Source organism: Clostridium guangxiense (assembly GCF_021043395.1).
Lineage (GTDB): Bacteria > Bacillota > Clostridia > Clostridiales > Clostridiaceae > Clostridium_S > Clostridium_S guangxiense.
Genome location: NZ_JAJNKE010000057.1, coordinates 1 through 18,994 on the forward strand (window position 1 = coordinate 1; position 18,994 = coordinate 18,994).

The 18,994-nt window shown below is 29.3% G+C and carries 18 protein-coding genes and 1 tRNA gene; 13 read left to right on the forward strand and 6 right to left on the reverse strand.

All coding sequences use genetic code 11. The features are described from left to right. Nucleotides 1-102 precede the first annotated feature (102 nt). Entirely contained in the window at nt 103-1,047 is a 945-nt protein-coding gene (gene rocF / locus LQK79_RS19275) for an arginase (protein WP_231017549.1), read from the reverse strand. A gap of 300 nt (nt 1,048-1,347) precedes the next feature. Here rocF and LQK79_RS19280 point away from each other — a divergent pair, with 300 nt between their 5' ends. From LQK79_RS19280 to LQK79_RS19290, 3 genes are all read left to right on the forward strand, one after another. Then, nucleotides 1,348-1,746, forward strand: coding sequence for a hypothetical protein (locus tag LQK79_RS19280; protein WP_231017550.1), 399 nt, complete (start codon nt 1,348-1,350; stop codon nt 1,744-1,746). Between the two features lie 187 nt (nt 1,747-1,933). Beyond that, nucleotides 1,934-2,008, forward strand: a tRNA-Glu gene (locus LQK79_RS19285). A 113-nt stretch (nt 2,009-2,121) separates the two neighbouring features. Next, the gene (locus LQK79_RS19290) at nt 2,122-2,478 is read left to right on the forward strand and encodes a hypothetical protein (protein WP_231017551.1); all 357 of its coding nucleotides are present in this window, start codon (nt 2,122-2,124) and stop codon (nt 2,476-2,478) included. 356 nt (nt 2,479-2,834) lie between these two features. Here LQK79_RS19290 and LQK79_RS19295 read toward each other — a convergent pair whose 3' ends face one another. Then, nucleotides 2,835-3,014: an aspartyl-phosphate phosphatase Spo0E family protein gene (locus LQK79_RS19295; protein ID WP_231017552.1), complete on the reverse strand. Its 180-nt coding sequence runs from the start codon at nt 3,012-3,014 to the stop codon at nt 2,835-2,837. A gap of 406 nt (nt 3,015-3,420) precedes the next feature. Between LQK79_RS19295 and glpX the strand changes: the two genes are divergently transcribed. The 4 genes from glpX (at nt 3,421) to LQK79_RS19315 (ending at nt 7,399) form a co-directional block, all read left to right on the forward strand. After that, nucleotides 3,421-4,395, forward strand: a complete 975-nt coding sequence (glpX, locus tag LQK79_RS19300; protein ID WP_231017553.1) for a class II fructose-bisphosphatase — start codon at nt 3,421-3,423, stop codon at nt 4,393-4,395. Between the two features lie 36 nt (nt 4,396-4,431). Further along, complete coding sequence (gene hprK, locus LQK79_RS19305; RefSeq protein ID WP_231017554.1) at nt 4,432-5,352, forward strand: HPr(Ser) kinase/phosphatase; 921 nt, start codon at nt 4,432-4,434, stop codon at nt 5,350-5,352. Further along, the gene (locus tag LQK79_RS19310) at nt 5,345-5,887 is read left to right on the forward strand and encodes a 5-formyltetrahydrofolate cyclo-ligase (protein ID WP_231017555.1); all 543 of its coding nucleotides are present in this window, start codon (nt 5,345-5,347) and stop codon (nt 5,885-5,887) included. Before hprK ends, LQK79_RS19310 begins: the two co-directional genes overlap by 8 nt. A 102-nt stretch (nt 5,888-5,989) precedes the next feature. Then, a complete protein-coding gene (locus tag LQK79_RS19315; RefSeq protein ID WP_231017556.1) occupies nt 5,990-7,399 on the forward strand; it encodes an aminopeptidase in 1,410 nt (469 codons plus the stop codon). A 380-nt stretch (nt 7,400-7,779) separates the two neighbouring features. Here LQK79_RS19315 and LQK79_RS19320 read toward each other — a convergent pair whose 3' ends face one another. The 3 genes from LQK79_RS19320 to LQK79_RS19330 form a co-directional block, all read right to left on the reverse strand. Further along, the gene (locus LQK79_RS19320) at nt 7,780-8,610 is read right to left on the reverse strand and encodes a PHP domain-containing protein (protein ID WP_231017557.1); all 831 of its coding nucleotides are present in this window, start codon (nt 8,608-8,610) and stop codon (nt 7,780-7,782) included. 99 nt (nt 8,611-8,709) lie between these two features. Next, entirely contained in the window at nt 8,710-9,174 is a 465-nt protein-coding gene (locus LQK79_RS19325) for a DUF4883 family protein (protein WP_231017558.1), read from the reverse strand. A 99-nt stretch (nt 9,175-9,273) separates the two neighbouring features. Further along, nucleotides 9,274-10,131 (reverse strand): cation diffusion facilitator family transporter, encoded by an 858-nt coding sequence (locus tag LQK79_RS19330; RefSeq protein WP_231017559.1) that lies wholly within the window; start codon nt 10,129-10,131, stop codon nt 9,274-9,276. A 399-nt stretch (nt 10,132-10,530) separates the two neighbouring features. Between LQK79_RS19330 and LQK79_RS19335 the strand changes: the two genes are divergently transcribed. Together LQK79_RS19335 and LQK79_RS19340 are read left to right on the forward strand one after the other, a co-directional pair. Beyond that, nucleotides 10,531-11,724, forward strand: coding sequence for a DUF445 family protein (locus tag LQK79_RS19335; RefSeq protein WP_231017560.1), 1,194 nt, complete (start codon nt 10,531-10,533; stop codon nt 11,722-11,724). Between the two features lie 28 nt (nt 11,725-11,752). Then, nucleotides 11,753-13,036 carry a DUF445 family protein gene (locus LQK79_RS19340; RefSeq protein WP_231017561.1) on the forward strand — a complete coding sequence of 428 codons (1,284 nt, stop codon included), beginning with the start codon at nt 11,753-11,755 and terminating at the stop codon, nt 13,034-13,036. Nucleotides 13,037-13,086: 50 nt separating this feature from the next. Here the strand turns inward: LQK79_RS19340 and LQK79_RS19345 are convergent, their stop codons facing one another. Next, nucleotides 13,087-13,734, reverse strand: a complete 648-nt coding sequence (locus LQK79_RS19345) for a DUF6483 family protein (protein WP_231017562.1) — start codon at nt 13,732-13,734, stop codon at nt 13,087-13,089. A 153-nt stretch (nt 13,735-13,887) separates the two neighbouring features. Here LQK79_RS19345 and polA point away from each other — a divergent pair, with 153 nt between their 5' ends. From polA to LQK79_RS19365, 4 genes are all read left to right on the forward strand, one after another. After that, on the forward strand, nt 13,888-16,500 hold the full coding sequence (gene polA, locus LQK79_RS19350) for a DNA polymerase I (protein WP_231017563.1): 2,613 nt from the start codon (nt 13,888-13,890) through the stop codon (nt 16,498-16,500). Nucleotides 16,501-16,521: 21 nt separating this feature from the next. Then, a complete protein-coding gene (coaE, locus tag LQK79_RS19355) occupies nt 16,522-17,130 on the forward strand; it encodes a dephospho-CoA kinase (protein WP_231017564.1) in 609 nt (202 codons plus the stop codon). After that, nucleotides 17,127-17,678: a lytic transglycosylase domain-containing protein gene (locus tag LQK79_RS19360; RefSeq protein ID WP_231017565.1), complete on the forward strand. Its 552-nt coding sequence runs from the start codon at nt 17,127-17,129 to the stop codon at nt 17,676-17,678. The genes coaE and LQK79_RS19360 overlap by 4 nt, the downstream gene beginning before the upstream one ends. A gap of 62 nt (nt 17,679-17,740) precedes the next feature. Beyond that, nucleotides 17,741-18,910 (forward strand): MFS transporter, encoded by a 1,170-nt coding sequence (locus LQK79_RS19365; protein ID WP_231017566.1) that lies wholly within the window; start codon nt 17,741-17,743, stop codon nt 18,908-18,910. The last annotated feature ends 84 nt before the right edge of the window (nt 18,911-18,994 follow it).

Below are 18,994 nucleotides of genomic sequence, written 5' to 3' on the forward strand. Positions count from 1 at the left end.
AGATAAAAAAATACTGGTAGGAAATCCTACCAGATGAATATTATTAATATAACTTACACATTTTTCTTGACAATCCCTTGTATCTGGAATTTTTGTATTGTTTTATGCTTTTTCTACTGCTATATTAGAAAAAATATTGTTTACGTCATTATTAAGATTTTTGAAAGTACAGTCTATTAAATTCATCACTACCTTTAGAGTTTTATCATCTTTATCAAGGAGTGGATTAAATTCAACTAAATCCATTGATTTAACTAATTTAGTTTTCATAAGATATTTAATAAGATATTTACCTTCATCAATACTCATACCGTTGGGTACAGGAGTTCCAGTTCCAGGTACTAATGATTTATCAATACAGTCTATATCGAAACTTAAATGAACGGCTTCCACAGAATTTTGGGTGAGTTTTTTGTGTATATCCTGTAATATAGCTTCAATGCCTAAATCATGTATATCCTTTGTAGAATATACATTTAGTTTTCTGTCTGAAATCAACGCATATTCCCCATCATCAAGGTCACGTGCTCCAATTATAAATACATTTTCTGGTTTTACTTTTCTTCCGCTGTAATATACATTTGTAAGTTCTGGTGAACCTATACCCATAGCAGCAGCTAGTGGCATACCATGCACATTTCCAGATTCAGTTGTTTTATCGGTATTTATATCTCCATGTGCATCGACCCATATAACAGCTAGATTATCATAAAATTTACTTGCACCTGAAATGCTGCCAAGACCAAGAGAATGATCACCACCTATTATAAATGGGAACTTCCCTGAAAATAAAGAGTTATATACTTCTTCAGCTAAGTTAGTGGTAACATCAACAATTGGTTTTAAAAATTTCATTTTATTATGAAATAAAAATTTGTCTTCATCAGATACTTTTGGGACAAAGATATTTCCAAGATCATAGGCATTATGATTGTATTTATGGAATATATCCATTACGCTATTTTCACGTATTTTGTCTGGACCGAGATCTGCGCCTTTTTTATCAGAACCGTAATAAAGTGGTACGCCTATTAAGTTTATGTTCATTATTATACCTCCCAAAAAGAACTAAAAAATTAACTAAGTGTTTATAATAAGTGCGATTAAATTTAAAGAATTTAAGTCCTCTGACAACTTATTATATATTAAATATAAAAAATATAAAGTAGTAAATTCATATGCAAAATATTTAAAAAATTAAGAAAATAATAATCATGCATAAAATAATTTTGTATAAATATTTCATATTAGCATATTATATGATAATATGAATTTTGTATATATTATATATTATAACTTTAACCAAAAAAGTTTATAAATATTTATTAAAAAATTTGAGGTGAAAATATGGATAAGAATAAGATTATGGAATTTATTAGGAGTGAGGACATAGAAGATATAGAGGAAATAAAATATAAGTCACAAGTTCTAGTCTTAAGATTTTACTATGATTTTGATACAGATGAACTAAATGCAGCAGAAGCTTTTGCAAATGATGAATGTGATGGAGAATCTCGTGGTGAAGTATGGTATGGCGAATTTTTTCTCCCATATCTCGATGATTTAGCTGCAGATAATATAGGCGAAATAATGGAAAAATGCATGGATGAACTCGGAATAAGAACTCAGTTTGTAGTTTACAATGTTAGTGCGGATGATTATGAATATAGTGAAGCAATAGCCATATTTTTTGATAAAGATCAGGAATTTGATGTTGATGATGTTCTTGATGAGTTAAAATTATAAAATTGCGAAATTTGACTTTATTATATATGTATCAACATGGATAAGCTTGGATTTTGGCGAAATAAATAGATAATTTATCTTAAATGCAAATATTATAGGTATATAAAAAAAAAAGTACTTGAAAGTATGAAATAAAATGGTATAATAAATAGGTGCTCAGGAATTGAAACATTGAGCATTTATTCATGGCCTCATGGTCAAGCGGTTAAGACATCGCCCTCTCAAGGCGGAATCTCGGGTTCGATTCCCGATGGGGCTACCATTATAAAGATAGGCAGGTTTACAATATTGTAGGTCTGCTTATTTTTATTTTATAAAATATATACTTTTGAGCTCATTAGTGGTAGCATTATAAGAGAAATGAGGTGTAAAAGAATGATACTTTATCATTTCTCAAATGGAAAGTATAGCAAATTAATTCCAAGTGTAGGAGCAAAAAGAAAGTTAGGCAAAGAAAAAATCATAGAAAAAAAAGTAACTTTTTTAACTACTAATCCTAATATGTTTTTTGAAGATTTTGGTGGAGGTAATTTTTATAAGTATAGGTATATTTTAAAGCTTGATAAAGATGACCCTTATCTACATGCTGATGATAAATTTAATAATATGTTGGAAAAGTATAATAAAACCTTTGGTTCAAAATCTGGTACATTTAAGTGGTTTTTTTATGATAATCCACTTGATTATGTTTCTATGTCGGAATGGAATGAAAAACTATGTAAGTTTAATTAAATATAAGTATTTTAAAAGTTTGGAGGTTAATCCAAACTTTTTTGTGTTTAAAGCAAAATTATAATAATATATTTATGAAGTTATTTATTTCAAAACAAAACGGTAAATAAAATTGGCTGTTACAAAATCCATGAGGTAAGAATAACCGGAAACTAATGTCAATAAAAAAATTACTGGCATTAAAGTGATTATATGTGTACTTTACTTATTCTTACTTTGTAACAGCCGCTCTGAGTGTAATCTTAACAATAAAAAATAACTTTAATAGTGAATTTTTTATTGTATTTTAGAACTTAGTTTATCTAAATAACTTTAGTGAAAAGCAGGATTTTAACACTTATATTTGACTAAATACACTATGCTGCTGATTGCTGTATATAAGGCCTCATCTGCTCATAACGAGTTAAAAGCTTGTCCAGTTTTTGACTGCATGACACTACATTTGGATCAGTTAAATTGTTATTGCTAATTAATGAATATAAGTCATTTCTGTAGTGCTCAATCTTTAAGATTAATACCGCAAGTTCAAAACCCATAATAACACCTCCTGACAAAATAAAAACAATATATCAACTATAAAACTAAAAAATAAAAAATAAATTAAAATGTGAGCAACAAGTTTTTATTGTGATTTTATTTTACCAAATAATTCATTTCATGTAAAACTTTTTAGCATGTCAATTTAATACAAATATCTACTAAAAATGATTCTTTACGTCTGGAAAATAATGTAAATGACTTAAAGTTTATTGCTGGCTTGAATTGGAAATGTTGAAAAAAAGCTATATGTAAATAATTGTAAATAATAGAATAAGTCAAAATAGGTCACAATAAATATAATAAAAATTATTTTTTAATGAAAATAATTTTGAATGTTTAAGAAAAACTGATATTATATATTGTGTAAATAAATTTAATAATATATTGGAGGTAAATTAATTAATGTTTGATGTTGATATATCAATGGATTTAGTAAGGGTTACAGAAGCGGCTGCTATTGAATCTTCAAAATATATGGGAAGAGGAGACAAGATGGCAGCGGATCAAGCAGCTGTTGATGGAATGGAAAAAGCATTTAAATTTATGCCAGTTAGAGGAACTGTTGTAATAGGAGAAGGCGAATTAGATGAAGCCCCTATGCTTTATATAGGTCAGAAATTAGGAGTAGGTAAAGAATATATGCCAGAAATGGATATAGCAGTAGACCCATTAGATGGTACTATTTTAATAGCAAAAGGACTTCCAAATGCTGTTGCTGTAATTGCTATGGGACCAAAAGGAAGTCTTCTTCATGCACCAGATATGTATATGAAAAAGATAGTTGTAGGGCCACAAGCTAAAGGAGCTATCGATATAGATAAATCACCAAAGGAAAATATAATAAATGTTGCCAAAGCCCTTAGAAAGGATGTTTCAGAGCTTACAGTTATAGTTCAGGAAAGAGAGAGACATGATTATATTATAAATGCTGCAAGAGAGGTTGGAGCACGTGTTAAACTTTTTGGTGAAGGAGATGTAGCAGCAGCACTTGCATGTGGATTTGAAGACACAGGAATAGATATACTTATGGGAATAGGTGGAGCACCAGAAGGAGTTATAGCTGCAGCTGCAATAAAGTGCATGGGTGGAGAAATGCAGGCTCAGCTTGTACCACATTCTCAAGAAGAAATAGACAGATGCAAAAAAATGGGAATAAATAATGTTGATAAAGTCTTAGGAATAGACGATTTAGTAAAAAGCGATGATGTATTTTTTGCAGCTACAGCTATAACTGAATGTGATTTGCTTAAGGGAATAGTATTTTCTAAAGATGAATGGGCTACAACGCATTCAGTTATAATGAGATCAAAAACTGGTACAATAAGGTTTGTAGAAGCAAAACATGACTTGAATAAAAGCAAATTAGTGATAGAATAAAATTATATATTTGAGTTTATGAAAGGCGGTATTGGGATGCCTGTATATGTGGAAAATTTGATTAAAGATTTGGGATTAGAAGTTTTAGTTGAGGGTGAAAAGGGCATAGAAATAAATTTAAGTGATATAAATAGACCTGGTTTGCAATTTACTGGTTTTTATAGTTATTTTGCGAGTGAAAGAGTACAAGTTATAGGAAGAACTGAGTGGAGTTTTCTTGATGCCATGAGGTTAGAACTTAGGAGAAAAAGGCTTGAAAAATTCTTTAGATTTGATACTCCATGTACTATAATAGCAAGAGGTCTTAAACCACAAGAAGAATTATTGGAAAGTGCTAGAGAGTATAATAGATGGGTTCTTAGGACTAATACACATACAACAAGGTTTATAAGTAAAATTATGGGATATTTGGATGAAAAATTAGCACCTGAAACCAGAATGCATGGTGTGCTTGTTGAAATTTATGGAATAGGTATACTTATTACAGGGGAAAGTGGTATAGGAAAGAGCGAAACTGCTCTTGAGCTCATAAAAAGAGGACATAGGCTTGTTGCAGATGATGCGGTTGATATAAAGGAAGTAGAAGGAATATTGAGTGGAACTTCTCCTTATATAACGACAGGCATGCTTGAGGTAAGAGGAATGGGCATAATAGATGTTCCGGCTTTATATGGTCTTAGTTCTGTTCTTACAAGAAAGACTATAGATCTTGTAATATATCTAGAACAATGGAAGGAAGGAAAAGATTATGATAGGCTGGGAACAGCTAATGAGTATATAGAAATTTTAAATATTCCTGTAAGAAAAATGACTTTGCCTTTAAGACCTGGAAGAAACGTTGCTGTAATAATAGAAACAGCAGCTGTAAATTATAGATATAGCTTGAATACTAAAATTTCTCCAGTTGACACTATAAATAAGAGAATGGAGGAGGCTAGTCGAGGTCTTCATGAATAAAAGTGATATAAGAAAAAAAATGCTTCAAATTAGAAATAATATGGATGAGCATGAAAAACAAATAAGAGACAATAAGGTTTTTAGCAATATAATAAATAGTAACGAATACAAAAGTTCTACTAATATATTTTTATTTGTAAGTTATAATTCTGAAGTTGATACTCATAAAATAATAAGGCATTCTTTAAAAGAAGGTAAAAGAATTTTTGTGCCAAAAGTTATATCTAGAAAAGATGGCATGGAAACTATAGAAATAAAAGGATTTTCAGATCTGGAAAAAAGTAAGCATGGTATCTTAGAGCCTTGTAGTGATAAATATGCTAATCCAGAAGTAGTAGACGTTGTTTTTGCTCCTGGGCTTGCATTTGATAAAAATGGTGGAAGACTTGGATATGGTGCTGGTTTTTACGATAGATATTTAAAGTTATTAAAAAAATCAACAGCTAAAATTGGATTATGCTATAGCTTTCAAGTTGTTGAAAATGTTCCAATGGAAGAGTATGATGTTAGAATGAATGGTATAATTACAGATTAAGATGTATATAACATTTATAAAAAGTATAAAATAAATTAAAATGTACCGTGATGCCATTTTTATTGCATTTGGTACATTATTTTTAGTTTGGAGGATGACAGTATGGTTGAAACAAAAAAAGGAGCATTTGAAAAAGAATATAAGAATGCATGGAACAAATACGATGAGAGTGAATTTAAAAAAGTTTTTGCACTTGGAGAAAGATATAAAGGATTTATGTCAAAGTGTAAGACGGAAAGAGAATGTATAACAGAATTTATAAGAGTTGCAGAAGAAAAAGGATATAGAAATATTGAAGACCTTATAAAGGAAAAAGCAGCATTAAAACCTGGAGATAGGGTTTATGCAAATAACAAAGGAAAAACACTTGCCATGTTCATTATAGGTAAAGAAAAATTTGAAGATGGAATGAAAATTTTAGGCGCACATGTGGATTCACCAAGACTCGATTTGAAGCAGAATCCATTATATGAAGATACAGGAATGGCTATGTTTGAAACTCATTACTATGGTGGAATAAAAAAATATCAATGGGTTACACTGCCTCTATCAATACATGGTGTTATTATAAAAAAAGATGGAACAGTTCTAAATGTGATAGTTGGAGAAGACGACAATGATCCTGTATTTGGTGTTTCAGATTTACTTATACATCTTTCTAGAGAACAGCTTGATAAAAAATTATCTAAGGGTATAGAAGGCGAAAATTTAAACATATTAGTTGGAAGTATACCAGTAAAAGATGAGGAAACAAAAAATAAAGTAAAAGATAATATTCTTAATATACTTAATGAAAAGTATGGGATAGATGAAGAAGATTTTGTATCAGCAGAACTTGAAGTGGTTCCAGCAGGAAAAGCAAGAGATTATGGATTTGATAAAAGTATGATAATGGCTTATGGCCAGGATGATAAAATTTGTGCATATACTTCTTTTGAGGCAATGGTAGAAATGAAAGAAACCGATAAAACTTGTGTTACTCTTTTAGTTGATAAAGAAGAAGTTGGAAGTATAGGAGCAACAGGAATGCACTCCAGATTCTTTGAAAACACTGTTGCAGAAATTATGAATTTATGCGGTGATTACAGCGAACTTAAAGTTAGAAGAGCGCTTGCTAATTCAAAAATGCTTTCATCAGATGTTAGTGCTGCTTTTGATCCTAACTATCCATCAGTAATGGAGAAAAACAATTGTGCTTATTTTGGAAAAGGAATTGTGTTTAATAAATATACAGGTGCAGGTGGTAAATCTGGCTGCAACGATGCAAATCCTGAATTTATTGCAGAGCTTAGAAGCATACTTTCAAAACATAATGTTTCATGGCAAACTTCAGAACTAGGAAAAGTTGATCAAGGCGGCGGCGGAACTATAGCATATATACTTGCTCAATATGGAATGGAGGTTATTGACTGTGGAGTTGCTCTTTTAAATATGCATGCACCATGGGAAATAGCAAGCAAAGCAGATATCTATGAAACTAAAAATGGATATTTAGCATTTCTTATAGGTTAGTGAAGGGTTTTAACTCGCTTCACTTGTTAAAAGACTAAGGTTTTCGCTGTGCGAAAGGTGAAGGGTTTTACGATGCTGTGCACGTAAAAGGTGAACTTTTTTATCTTCGATAAAAAGCTAAGGATGATTTTCCTCCATTTTACTACGGAAAATCTTTAACTTAAGTCAATAATTTTTCCGTAGCAAAGCATAATATAGAAATTGCCTAACATTTTGTTCATGAATCACATGGGCTATGCCCAAACGCCAATATGTGTATATCATTAACTTTTTGCTGTGGCAAAAAAATTCACCTTTGACAAGCAAAGCTATGTCAAACCCTTCACTTTTCACATAAATGAAAAAATTAGTCTTTTAACGAGTAGGACGAGTTAAAACCCTTAACTTAACCTTTTTAACAATTTATCTATGTTTTCGCTGTCTAAATAAATATTTCCCAATCTTCCGTGTTTCGTATCCCCGGCATCATCTGTATGAAAATCAGAGCCTGCTGTTATAAGTTTATTATTTTCTTTAGCAATAGCTATAAAGCGTTTTGTATCTTCTTTACTGTTTTGAGGATATATTGCTTCAATTCCATCAAAATCAAATTTTATCATTTCTTCTATAGTGGTTTTTTTAATTAATATTGGGTGAGCTAAAACTACAACTGCATTTTCATTTTTTAGTATTTTAATTCCCTCATCAACCCCAACTTTTTTGTTTGGAATATAGGCTGGACTTTCTTTATTTAGTATATTATCGAATATATAGTCTGTAGTATAGTTATAGCCAGCTGCAATTATAGCACGTGCTATATGTGGTCTTGCAATAACACCATTTGTATTTTTTGTTACATTTTCATAATTCAAGTTTATGTTAAAATATTTACTTAAATTAGAAACTATTTTTTTTGCCCTCCAAACTCTATAATCTTTCATATCATTTAAGAAATTTTGAAAGTCTTTTTTCATATATGAGGAATCTCTAAAATAGCCTAATATGTGAACACTTTCCCCGTTATGAAGTGTTGAAAGCTCTATACCTGGTATAACTTTTAAGCCTATATCCATACTTTCTTTTATAGCATTATTTAAATTATCAGTTGTATCATGGTCAGTTACAGCCATTATATCTATACCGCAGGATTTAGCTAAGCCAAGTAGGTGATAAGCAGAAAACTTACCATCTGAAGCATTGGTGTGGGTATGAAAATCTCCTTTGAAATACAATAAAATCGCCTCCTAAACTTAATATATCAAAAATAAGTTTATTTGTCGATTTTACATTTTTGCTTTTTTAATAAGTGTTCTTTTGAAACATAGCCTATTTTATCTTGGAATAACATATTTGCATAAACTATAAGGGTTTATTGAAGCAGGAATATCAGATATATTTAAAAAATCTTTTTCGTAGGTGCCATCCCAAGGATATATGGCAATATATTTTTCATTGTAAACATCTAGTACATATTTATCCTTTGAAGAGGTAAAAAATGCTCTATAAAGTGGCTTGTATGGAAGATCCTTAGGTCTTTTTATATAATTGTGTTTTTTTAATGCCCCAAGGAAATTATAAAAATCTTTTATTTCATCAGAATTAAAATTGTAATTTTTATAATAGCTTGTATCAATTAGTGAAACCTTTATTTGCTTTTCTGTATGGAAGTCCTTTGAAAGCATATTTGTATAGTAAAATATGTATGGCTTTTTTTGATTAAACGAAAAGGAACAACCAGAAGCAATAAGACAAATAAGCATTAATATTAAAAGTTTAATAAATTTAATAGATTTCATAAACAAGACCACCATTTAATAAATTATAAAGCTAATACTTTAGTTCTAAATATGCATAGCCTTATATATTAAATTATGATTAAAGGCAGTCTATTATTACTATTTCATTTCATATGGCTCAGGATGTATCACTATATAGGAATCTGGAAATATTGAACCAATTTCTTTTTCTATAGATGAACAAATATTATGGGTTTCTGTAAGAGAATCTGTATTTATTACTTGTATATGGATGTCTATTTCTCTTGTGGTGCCACTTTTTCTTGTTCTAAGTTTATGATAGCTCTTTACTTTTGGATACTCTTTAAGTACATTCACTATTTTTTCAATGTCAATATTATCAAGGCTGCTATCTACTAAATCCTTGACGGACTTTTTAATTAAATCTATAGAAGTTTTAATTATCAGTAGGGCAACGGTTAATGCAGCTATAGAATCTAGTAACTTTATATGAGTTATTTTAAGCAAAATAAGACCAACAAATACGCCTAAAGATGTAAATACATCTGTAAGTAAATGAGCTGCGTCTGCCTCAAGAGCTATAGAGTTGGTCTTTTTTGCAGATTTAAATAAAGCCATGGATATAAAAAAGTTTATTAAAGAAGATATTAACATTACATATAGTCCAGAGTTAATATTGTCTACAGCTGTATTTTCAAATAATTTTTTGCCTGCCTCATATATTATAAGAAATGCAGCAAACAGTATTAAAATCGCTTCAACAAAACCAGAAACATTTTCGTATTTGCCATGTCCAAAGGGATGATCTTCATCTTCCTTTTTTGATGATTTTTTTATAGAAATAAAAGCTATAAGGCTTGCTATAAGATCAATGGAAGAATGAATTCCTTCAGATATAACGCTTATTGAGTTCATAGAAATTCCAGCTAGTAATTTAAAAATTATAAGGGTAGTGTTTGACATTATAGATAGTTTTGCAGCATTTTTTTTATTCATGCCAATCTCTCCAATCATATTAATCAATTGAGAAAATATTAAACTAATTATAAATTTAAAATGGCTATATTTCAATAGTTTTATAAAAAAATATTGAAATAATTTACAATAATAATTATCAAATGATAATATAATTTGATCTCAATTATTAATGATTACCTTTATAATTAAAATATTTTGTTGATTAATATTTTAAAAAAAATTGTTTTAATATATAATAAAAGTCGTAAATAGCGTATATTATAGGCTAAATTACAAATATATGAAGATGTATTGCTTTGTCTTTTTATAATATATGTTTTAGCTTTAAAAGGTGTGTATAGTTAAACCGTCCGAAACTTAAAGTTTAATAGTTGAGGAGGTTTATTCATATTAAAAAATAGTTTGGATGTGATTAATTTGAAAGGTAGCAATAGACATAAAGCAACAGTAATATTAATAATTTTTGGCGCAGGATATTTTATAAGCGGCGCTTTTAAAGGTAATTTTTGGGGAGGCATTATTTCAAGTATGTGTAGTGCAGCCTTAATTGGAGGACTTGCAGATTGGTTTGGTGTTACAGCAATCTTTAGAAAGCCTCTTGGACTTAATTGGCCTAAAAAGATATTTAGAACAGATATACTTAGAAATAGTAAAGAAAAATTCATTCTTACTATAAGAGATATGGTGGTTAATGATTTATTAAATAAGGATAAGATTAATGATAAAATAAATCATTATGATTTTTACAATGAGATATGGAAGGTGCCAGCTTTTCAGGATAAGGAAAAAATTGCATATATTGTTGATAAAGTTAAAGAAAAAATAGATGTGGATAAAATTGTAAAGGACACTGCTAAAAATTATTATGATAATATGGATTTTGCAAATTATACATATACTCTTTTAAAGCATGGAATGAAAAGTTCATATTATAATAGGGCTGTCAATTATATTTGCGGTGAAATATCGGAAGCTGCACAATCGGATATGTTTTTGGGTTTTGTAGGGGACATATTAAGTGAGGGAGTTGAAAAATATAAGAGTGAAAAAGGAGAAGAATCCTTTTCAGACAGATTTTTATATAATTTTGTTCTTAATCCTCAAATACTTTCAGATTCTGTTGAAAGAAAAATATTAAAATATATGGAAAAGGTAAAAGAAGAAGATAGTGAAGAGAGAGAAGAAGTTGATAAGCTTATATTTGAATTTATAGAAAGTATTAAAGCAGATGAAAAAGTAAAGAAACAGATTATTCATTTAAAGAAAATTTTAGCTCAAAATTTTAAATTTTTAAAAATTGATTTTAAAAGCGAAGAATCATATTCAAAGTTAAAGTTACTTTTGATAGATAAAATTCAAGCTTTAAAAGAAAATGATAATATGAAAAAAGAGTTTAATACACTTATAAGAAATTTTGTTATAAATTTAGTTGAAACAAGGCACAGTGAAATTGGCAAAGTTGTTGAAGAGAGTTTAAATAAATTTGATAGCGATGAAATAATAGATTTGGCTTACGATAAATTTGGAGATGACTTGCAGATAATAAGAATAAATGGCTCGCTTGTAGGAGGACTTGTTGGAATTGTTATTTTTTTAGTATCTAACTTATAAATTTTATAAAATAAGGCGGTAAAGTAGTATGAATTACAAAAACAAGGCAAATTTAACACTTATCGGTGTGGGCATAGGCTTTTTAATTGCTCTTGCTATTCAATATTGGGTTGGTAAAAATTTTTATACAGAAATGCTTATGGCAGTTATGGAGGCAGCACTTGTTGGAGGAGCAGCAGATTGGTTTGCTATAACTGCAATATATAGTAAACCTTTGGGTGTATCGTATCACACAGAAATTGTGCCTAGAAATAGGGAAAAAATAATAGACAGTTTATCTAATTTTGTTGAAAATGATCTTTTGAGTGTAAGTTCTTTAGAAAGTAGAATAGATAAGATAAAACTTGGAGATAAACTTAATAATCTTTCAGATAAGAAAAAGGCATATGTTGAACAAAAACTTTTAGATGCATCAAATTACTTTGTTTCAAGCATTGGCAAAGAGCATTTTCAAAATTTTATATTTGCTTTAAGAGAAAAATATATCTATAAACTTAATGCTTCAGAACTTGTAAAAAGCGCGGCAGAGAATATATATGAAAGTAAAAATAGTGAAATACTTAATTTTGCAATTGACAGTGGAATTGGTTTTTTGAAAAGTGAAAAAGGCATTAAGTATGTATATGATATTATTTACAAAATTAAGCAGGAAAAAACAAGCGGATTTTTATCTAGAATTGGTCTTGCTATGATGGGTAAAACTGAAGATGATGTAGTGGACATAGATGTTCTAACAGATAGTTTCGTAGAAAAAGCAATAGAAAAACTTGAAATGTTAAAACAAGAAGATAATTATTATAGAAAAGATTTAGATAATGCTATAAAAAATTATATAGCTAATATTAACAAATATGAAGGTGAATTAGAAAGTATTAAAAATCACATAACAAGAGATTCAAATGTTGAAGCTTTAATAGAAAAGTTATTTTCTACAACTACTGTTGAAATTTGTAATAAAGAAAAAGATATTTCTAACGCAGCTTCGTATTTATTTGCAATTTTCAAAAAGATCTTTTATTCTATTTTAGAAAATGAAAAAGCAATTTACGGTATAGAAACTACAGTAAAAAAAGCAGTAATAAAACTAATTGACAGCAAGCATTACGTAATAGGAAAAATGGTAAGAGACACGCTTAATGAATTTGATAATGATAAGCTTAATGCTTTTATAGATGATAAGGTTGGAGACGATTTACAATGGATTCGTATAAATGGTTCTGTGGTCGGAAGTTTTGCTGGATTTATAATATTTTTAATTGTATATTTTGTGTATAATCCTTACATTGCTCCTTTTATAAGAGGACTATTTTAATAAAGAGAAGGGTTTAACAAGCAAAGCGAGTTAAAACCCTTCTCTTTATTTTAAATGTTCTCAACTTCTTTTAAAGCTTCTTTTGCTTCTTCCCTTGATAAATTGCCTTTTTCTAGCTCATCGTCGTTTTTTGAAAGTAAATTGTTGTAGAAGTTTATTGCTTCATTTTTGTATTTATCTTTATTGGAAAAATTGTTTATAAGCTCGAAAACATATTCATCGGCTTTACCGTAATTTCCCGTAATACTATAATAATTAAATACTTTAAAGGTTGTTCTTTCGTCAAGTTCATATTCATTTAAGAGAGAGGTGATTTCACCTGCGATTTGTTCGTATTCATTTAATATGCATTCAAAGTTATTGTAAAAGACTACATAGATAAGTGAAAATGCTTTTTCGTATTTATAAAAAGCGTTTTCTATATCATTGCTTTTTTCGCATATCTTACCCTCTTCAAGGAGAAGTTTGGCTGCTATAGTGAGTTTATTGCCATCAGGAACCATATTTGTTCTTAAAAGTTTTATAAGATCTATAGTTGAAATGTTATTTGCAAAACCAGAACTTATGCCTAAAAACTTTTTATAAGCGCTATCTATTTCTGTAAACGGATTTTCATTATTTTTATTTAACTTTTCTATTTTTTTTATTAAAGATGTAAATTCTTCAGCCATTTTTTTGCTGTAATCATTTTTTATCAATTGAAACACCTCGTTACTCTATAGTCATATATTTTATATTTTAAGTTTATATTGTAAATATTGCAACAAAAAAATTATAACTGCAAATAGTTGTGATATAATAATAAAGTCTTAAAAGTAATACTAATTTATAAAAAACAGTGAGGAGTAGTGATGGAAATGGAAAGACTACTTATATTGGATGGAAATAGTCTTATGAATAGAGCTTTTTATGCTCTACCTCCTCTTACAAATAAAGAGGGACTTCATACAAATGCAATATATGGCTTTATTACAATGCTATTGAAAATGAAAGAAGAAATAAATCCTAGTTATATAGTCACAACTTTTGATAGAAAAGCGCCTACCTTTAGACATAAAGAGTATTCTGAGTATAAGGCAGGAAGAAAGAAAATGCCAGAAGAACTGTTTGAGCAGTTTGCAGTACTAAAGGAGCTTTTAAGTAAGCTTGCCATTAATATATATGAAATAGATGGGTTTGAAGCAGATGATCTTATAGGAACGCTTGCGTGTTTTGCAAAGGAAAGAAGTATAGAAGTTTACATAGTAACTGGAGATAGGGATGCACTTCAACTTGCAGATGATAACGTAAAAGTAGTTATAAACAAAAAAGGCATGACTGAAAAAGAAATATACGATAAAAACAGGATGATTGAGGAATTTGGGGTTACTCCTACACAGTTTATAGATGTAAAAGGGCTTATGGGAGATAATTCAGACAATATACCAGGAGTTCCTGGAATTGGTCCTAAAACTGCTTTTAAGTTAATACAAGACTATGGAAGTGTTGAAAATGTACTTAACAATATAGATGAAATAAAGGGAAAAAAAGTGAAGGAAAATCTTACACAGTATGCTGAACAGGCTGTTTTTAGTAAAAAGCTTGCAACTATTATGACAAATGTTCCTTTTGATATTGATCTTGATGCAATAAAATCAAAAGAAGAGTTTGATGCAGATGGTGTAAGGGATATTTTTATGAAGCTTCAATTTAAGAGCCTTTTGGAGAAAATTCCAGGTGGAAAGGCTCAAAATAATGAACTTAAAGAAATAAATTATGAAACTATTGAAAATATAGATAGATTTGAAGAGATTTTAAAGTCAACAGCAGAAACTGTTTATATGATTTTTGAAATAAAAGATGGTAATGTATACTCAAAAAGTTATTTAGATAAAATGTATTTAAGCAGTAGTAAAGAATATGTTATAAATGTTAAAAAAATGCTCGAAGAAAATCCTGAAAGGACAAAAAAAATCATGAAGGCTTTCTTCGAAGACAGCAAGACATCTAAGGTAAGCCATAATATTAAGGTTGGATATACAGTGCTTCATAAGATGGGAATCAAACTTGAAAATCTTATATTCGATACAGCTATTGCAGAATATCTCATAAATCCATCTCAAAAAGAATACAATTTAACTGATATGTCAGTAGAACTTTTAAATTTAAATATAAGCGGTGAAGGGGATTCGCTTGAAGTGAAAAAAGTTCACGTGCTTAAAGAAATTTACGAAAAGCTTAAGAATAAAATTAGAGACTTAAATATGGATGAACTTTATTACCATGTAGAACTTCCACTTGTAAAAGTTTTATCTTCAATGGAGAACGAAGGTTTTAAAGTTGAAAAGCTTGAACTTCAGGAATTAGGAGATAAATTTAGTTCTATAATAAAAGAAACCCAAAAATCAATATATGAAATGGCCGGAGAAGAGTTTAATATAAGTTCTCCTAAGCAGCTTGGAAAAATATTATTTGAAAAGCTTGACTTGCCAGTTATAAAAAAGACTAAAACTGGATATTCAACTAATGCTGAAGTTTTAGAAAAGCTTTATAATGAACATCCTATAATTGAAAAAATAATGAACTATAGGCAAGTTACGAAGTTGTATTCAACCTATGTAGAAGGTTTAAAACAGGTTATAGATAAGGATGGCAAGATACATTCAAGCTTTAATCAAACGGTTACTACAACTGGAAGACTTTCAAGTACAGAACCAAACCTTCAAAATATACCAATTAAAAGTGAAATGGGAAGGGAAATTCGAAAAGTATTTGTACCAAATAATGATGATTGCGTGATACTTTCAGCCGATTATTCTCAAATCGAGCTTAGAGTTTTAGCACATATATCTGGGGATGAAAAACTAATAGACGCTTTTAAACATCACAGCGATATTCATACTAAAACTGCATCAGAGGTGTTCAAAGTTCCAATAGAGGATGTAACACCTAGAATGAGAAGCAATGCTAAAGCAGTTAATTTTGGTATTGTTTATGGGATTGGTGATTTCAGTCTTGCTCAGGACCTTAAAATATCAAGAAAAGAAGCTAAAACTTATATAGATACTTATTTTGAAAGGTATCCAAATGTAAAAAAATATCTTGATAATGCCGTGGAAAAAGGTAAAAAAGATAAATATGTAACAACGATAATGAATAGAATTAGGTATATACCTGAGATAAATGCTTCAAATAAAATGGTGAGAAGTTTTGGAGAAAGGCTTGCTATGAATACACCAATACAAGGCAGTGCAGCAGATCTCATAAAGCTTGCTATGGTAAATGTGTATAAAAAACTTAATGAGTCAAAACTTAAAAGTAAGATAATACTTCAGGTTCATGATGAACTTATACTTAATGTGTATAATGATGAACTTTTAAAAGTTAAGGAAATTGTAAAGAGAGAAATGGAAAAAGTAATGGAGCTAAAAGTTCCGCTTGAAGTTGACATAAATATCGGGAAGACATGGTATGAGGCTAAATAAGTGTATTTCAGGGGTGATAAAATGTTTAAGATAGGCCTTACAGGTGGAATAGGAACGGGTAAAAGCACTGTGGCTGGAATGCTAATGGAAAAAGGTATGCCTATTATCGATGCAGATAAAATTTCAAGAGAGGTAATATACATATATCCTGAGATAAAGAATAAAATAAAAAATACTTTTGGAACTGAGTTTTTTGATGAAGAGGATAATTTCATTAGGAGAAAATTTGGAGATTTTATATTTAAAAATCAAGAGATTAGAAAGCAGTACGAAAGCATAATAATCCCGTATATAAAGAAGGCAATATTTAGGCAAATAAAAGTTTGTGAAGATATGGATGAAGAGGCGTGTGTTCTAGATGCACCTACCCTTATAGAAAACGGGCTTCACAATGAAATGGATGTTAATATACTTGTTTTTGTTGATAGAAAAATTCAAATTAAAAGAGTTATGGAAAGAGATAATATGGATGAGCAAAATGTTATTAATAGAATAAACTCACAAATGTCTCTTGAAGAAAAAAGAAAATATGTTGACTTTGTAATTGATACAGGTATAAACCTTGAATATACTGCAAAACAGGTTGATAAAATAATGGATTCTATAAAAATATTAGGAGATTGTAAATGAAATCAAAAACTATTAAAATAATTATTTTGTTAATCATTATAATTATGGCTTTTAATATAAAAGTTGTAGTAAAGATGTTTTATCCAATGAAGTATTCCACATATGTATTTAAGTACTCCAATGAATATAAACTTGATCCATATTTGGTGGCAGCGGTAATAAGAACAGAAAGTAATTTTAATAGTAAGGCAAAATCAAATAAAGGTGCATATGGACTTATGCAGATAACAGGCGAAACTGCGGAATGGTCCTCAAGCAAGATGGGCATAACAAATTTTAAAAGCAGTGATTTATATGATCCAGAATATAATATAAGAATGGGATGCTGGTATCTTAGAAATCTTGCTGATGAATTTGATAATGATCCCAAATTATATCTTGCAGCTTATAATGGAGGAAGAGGGAATGTTCAAAAATGGCTTAACAGTTCAAAGCATTCCCAAGACGGAAAAAATCTTAATTACATACCATATAAAGAAACTGATCAATATGTAAAAAAGGTTATGACAGACTATAATGTTTATAAAAAGCTTTATAATAAAAAATAATTTATATAAATTTTGCACATAATATACTAAAACTAATTTGAATAGCTAAAAGGAGAAGTTTTATGTGCAAAAATGCTAAAATCTTACTTGTTGTGAGTGCATTATTTACATTTTCAACAGGGCTTTCAAACATTTTTACAAATGTATTTTTTTGGAGAGAAACAAAAAATCTTGTAGTTATAGCTATATATAATTTAGTAATATACTTAATTACTCCAACCGTATTTGTTGCAGCTGGTTTTTTATCAAAGAAAAAGAATCCAGTACATTCACTGAGAATTGGATTAATAGGATATTCTATTTTTTATGCACTTATACTCTACATAGGGGGAAAAGGAACACCATACATATATTTATTAGGCTTTATAAATGGAATAGCAGCTGGTTTTTATTGGCTTCCGTTTAATGTTTTGTGTTTTGATTTTACAAGTCTAAATAACAGAGATACTTTTAATGGTCTTAATGGAGGGTTTGGTGGAATAGCATCGATTATCGGACCAATAACTGCGGCATATATAATTTCAAGATTTAGAGGATTTGTTGGATATAGAATAGTTTTTTTTATAAGCTTTATTATATTTATAATATTAGCTTTTGTAAGTTCTATATTTAAACATGATAATTCTCCTGGAGATTTAGATATGAAGAAAGTTTTAATCAGTAGTAGTGAGGAATGGAAAATAGCAAAGAAATCAAACTTCTTATGGGGACTTAGAGATTCAACAATGATGTTTCTTATAAATATACTTGCAATTCAAGTAATGAAAAATGAGCTTAACCTTGGAATTCTTGCACTTACAGCGGCATTAATAACTTCAGGATCTTGTGTTTTGGTGCAGAAAATAATAAAACCTGAAAGAAGAAGGATTTCTATTTTAATAGGAACTGTAGGTGCATTTATTTCCACACTTATTATAGTTTTAAAATTATCTTATGTTTCGATATTTGCATACTCTATAGTTGATGCGTTTTGTATTCCATTTTTTATGATACAACTTTATTCTGCAACATTTAATGTTATAGATGTGCTTGATGATGAAGATAGTAGAGTTGAATATATGATAAGTAGAGATTTTATGCTAAATGGCGGAAGAGCGGTTAGTGTGTGCATACTGATAGTTTTACTAATTTGCTTTGATGGCAAGAATATTATAAATGTATATTTAATATTCTTGGGTATAGTTCCAACGTTGTCAGGTTATTTCCTTAAGAAGCTTCAAAAAGTATTATAAAAGATCCTGTCAAGCATTTTTGAAAATGTCCCAAAAAGTTTTAATTATTAGCACCAGCTTTTGCTGGTGCTTTATTGATGGTAT

What these genes read in the sequence shown, in the direction of transcription:
- LQK79_RS19365 (WP_231017566.1), top strand. Translation starts at nt 17,741, where the DNA reads ATGTGCAAAAATGCTAAAATCTTACTTGTTGTGAGTGCATTATTTACA.
- coaE (WP_231017564.1), top strand. Translation starts at nt 16,522, where the DNA reads ATGTTTAAGATAGGCCTTACAGGTGGAATAGGAACGGGTAAAAGCACT.
- LQK79_RS19360 (WP_231017565.1), top strand. Translation starts at nt 17,127, where the DNA reads ATGAAATCAAAAACTATTAAAATAATTATTTTGTTAATCATTATAATT.
- LQK79_RS19295 (WP_231017552.1), bottom strand. Translation starts at nt 3,014, where the DNA reads ATGGGTTTTGAACTTGCGGTATTAATCTTAAAGATTGAGCACTACAGA.
- polA (WP_231017563.1), top strand. Translation starts at nt 13,888, where the DNA reads ATGGAAATGGAAAGACTACTTATATTGGATGGAAATAGTCTTATGAAT.
- LQK79_RS19290 (WP_231017551.1), top strand. Translation starts at nt 2,122, where the DNA reads ATGATACTTTATCATTTCTCAAATGGAAAGTATAGCAAATTAATTCCA.
- LQK79_RS19340 (WP_231017561.1), top strand. Translation starts at nt 11,753, where the DNA reads ATGAATTACAAAAACAAGGCAAATTTAACACTTATCGGTGTGGGCATA.
- hprK (WP_231017554.1), top strand. Translation starts at nt 4,432, where the DNA reads ATGCCTGTATATGTGGAAAATTTGATTAAAGATTTGGGATTAGAAGTT.
- LQK79_RS19310 (WP_231017555.1), top strand. Translation starts at nt 5,345, where the DNA reads ATGAATAAAAGTGATATAAGAAAAAAAATGCTTCAAATTAGAAATAAT.
- LQK79_RS19325 (WP_231017558.1), bottom strand. Translation starts at nt 9,174, where the DNA reads ATGAAATCTATTAAATTTATTAAACTTTTAATATTAATGCTTATTTGT.
- glpX (WP_231017553.1), top strand. Translation starts at nt 3,421, where the DNA reads ATGTTTGATGTTGATATATCAATGGATTTAGTAAGGGTTACAGAAGCG.
- LQK79_RS19315 (WP_231017556.1), top strand. Translation starts at nt 5,990, where the DNA reads ATGGTTGAAACAAAAAAAGGAGCATTTGAAAAAGAATATAAGAATGCA.
- rocF (WP_231017549.1), bottom strand. Translation starts at nt 1,047, where the DNA reads ATGAACATAAACTTAATAGGCGTACCACTTTATTACGGTTCTGATAAA.
- LQK79_RS19280 (WP_231017550.1), top strand. Translation starts at nt 1,348, where the DNA reads ATGGATAAGAATAAGATTATGGAATTTATTAGGAGTGAGGACATAGAA.
- LQK79_RS19330 (WP_231017559.1), bottom strand. Translation starts at nt 10,131, where the DNA reads ATGAATAAAAAAAATGCTGCAAAACTATCTATAATGTCAAACACTACC.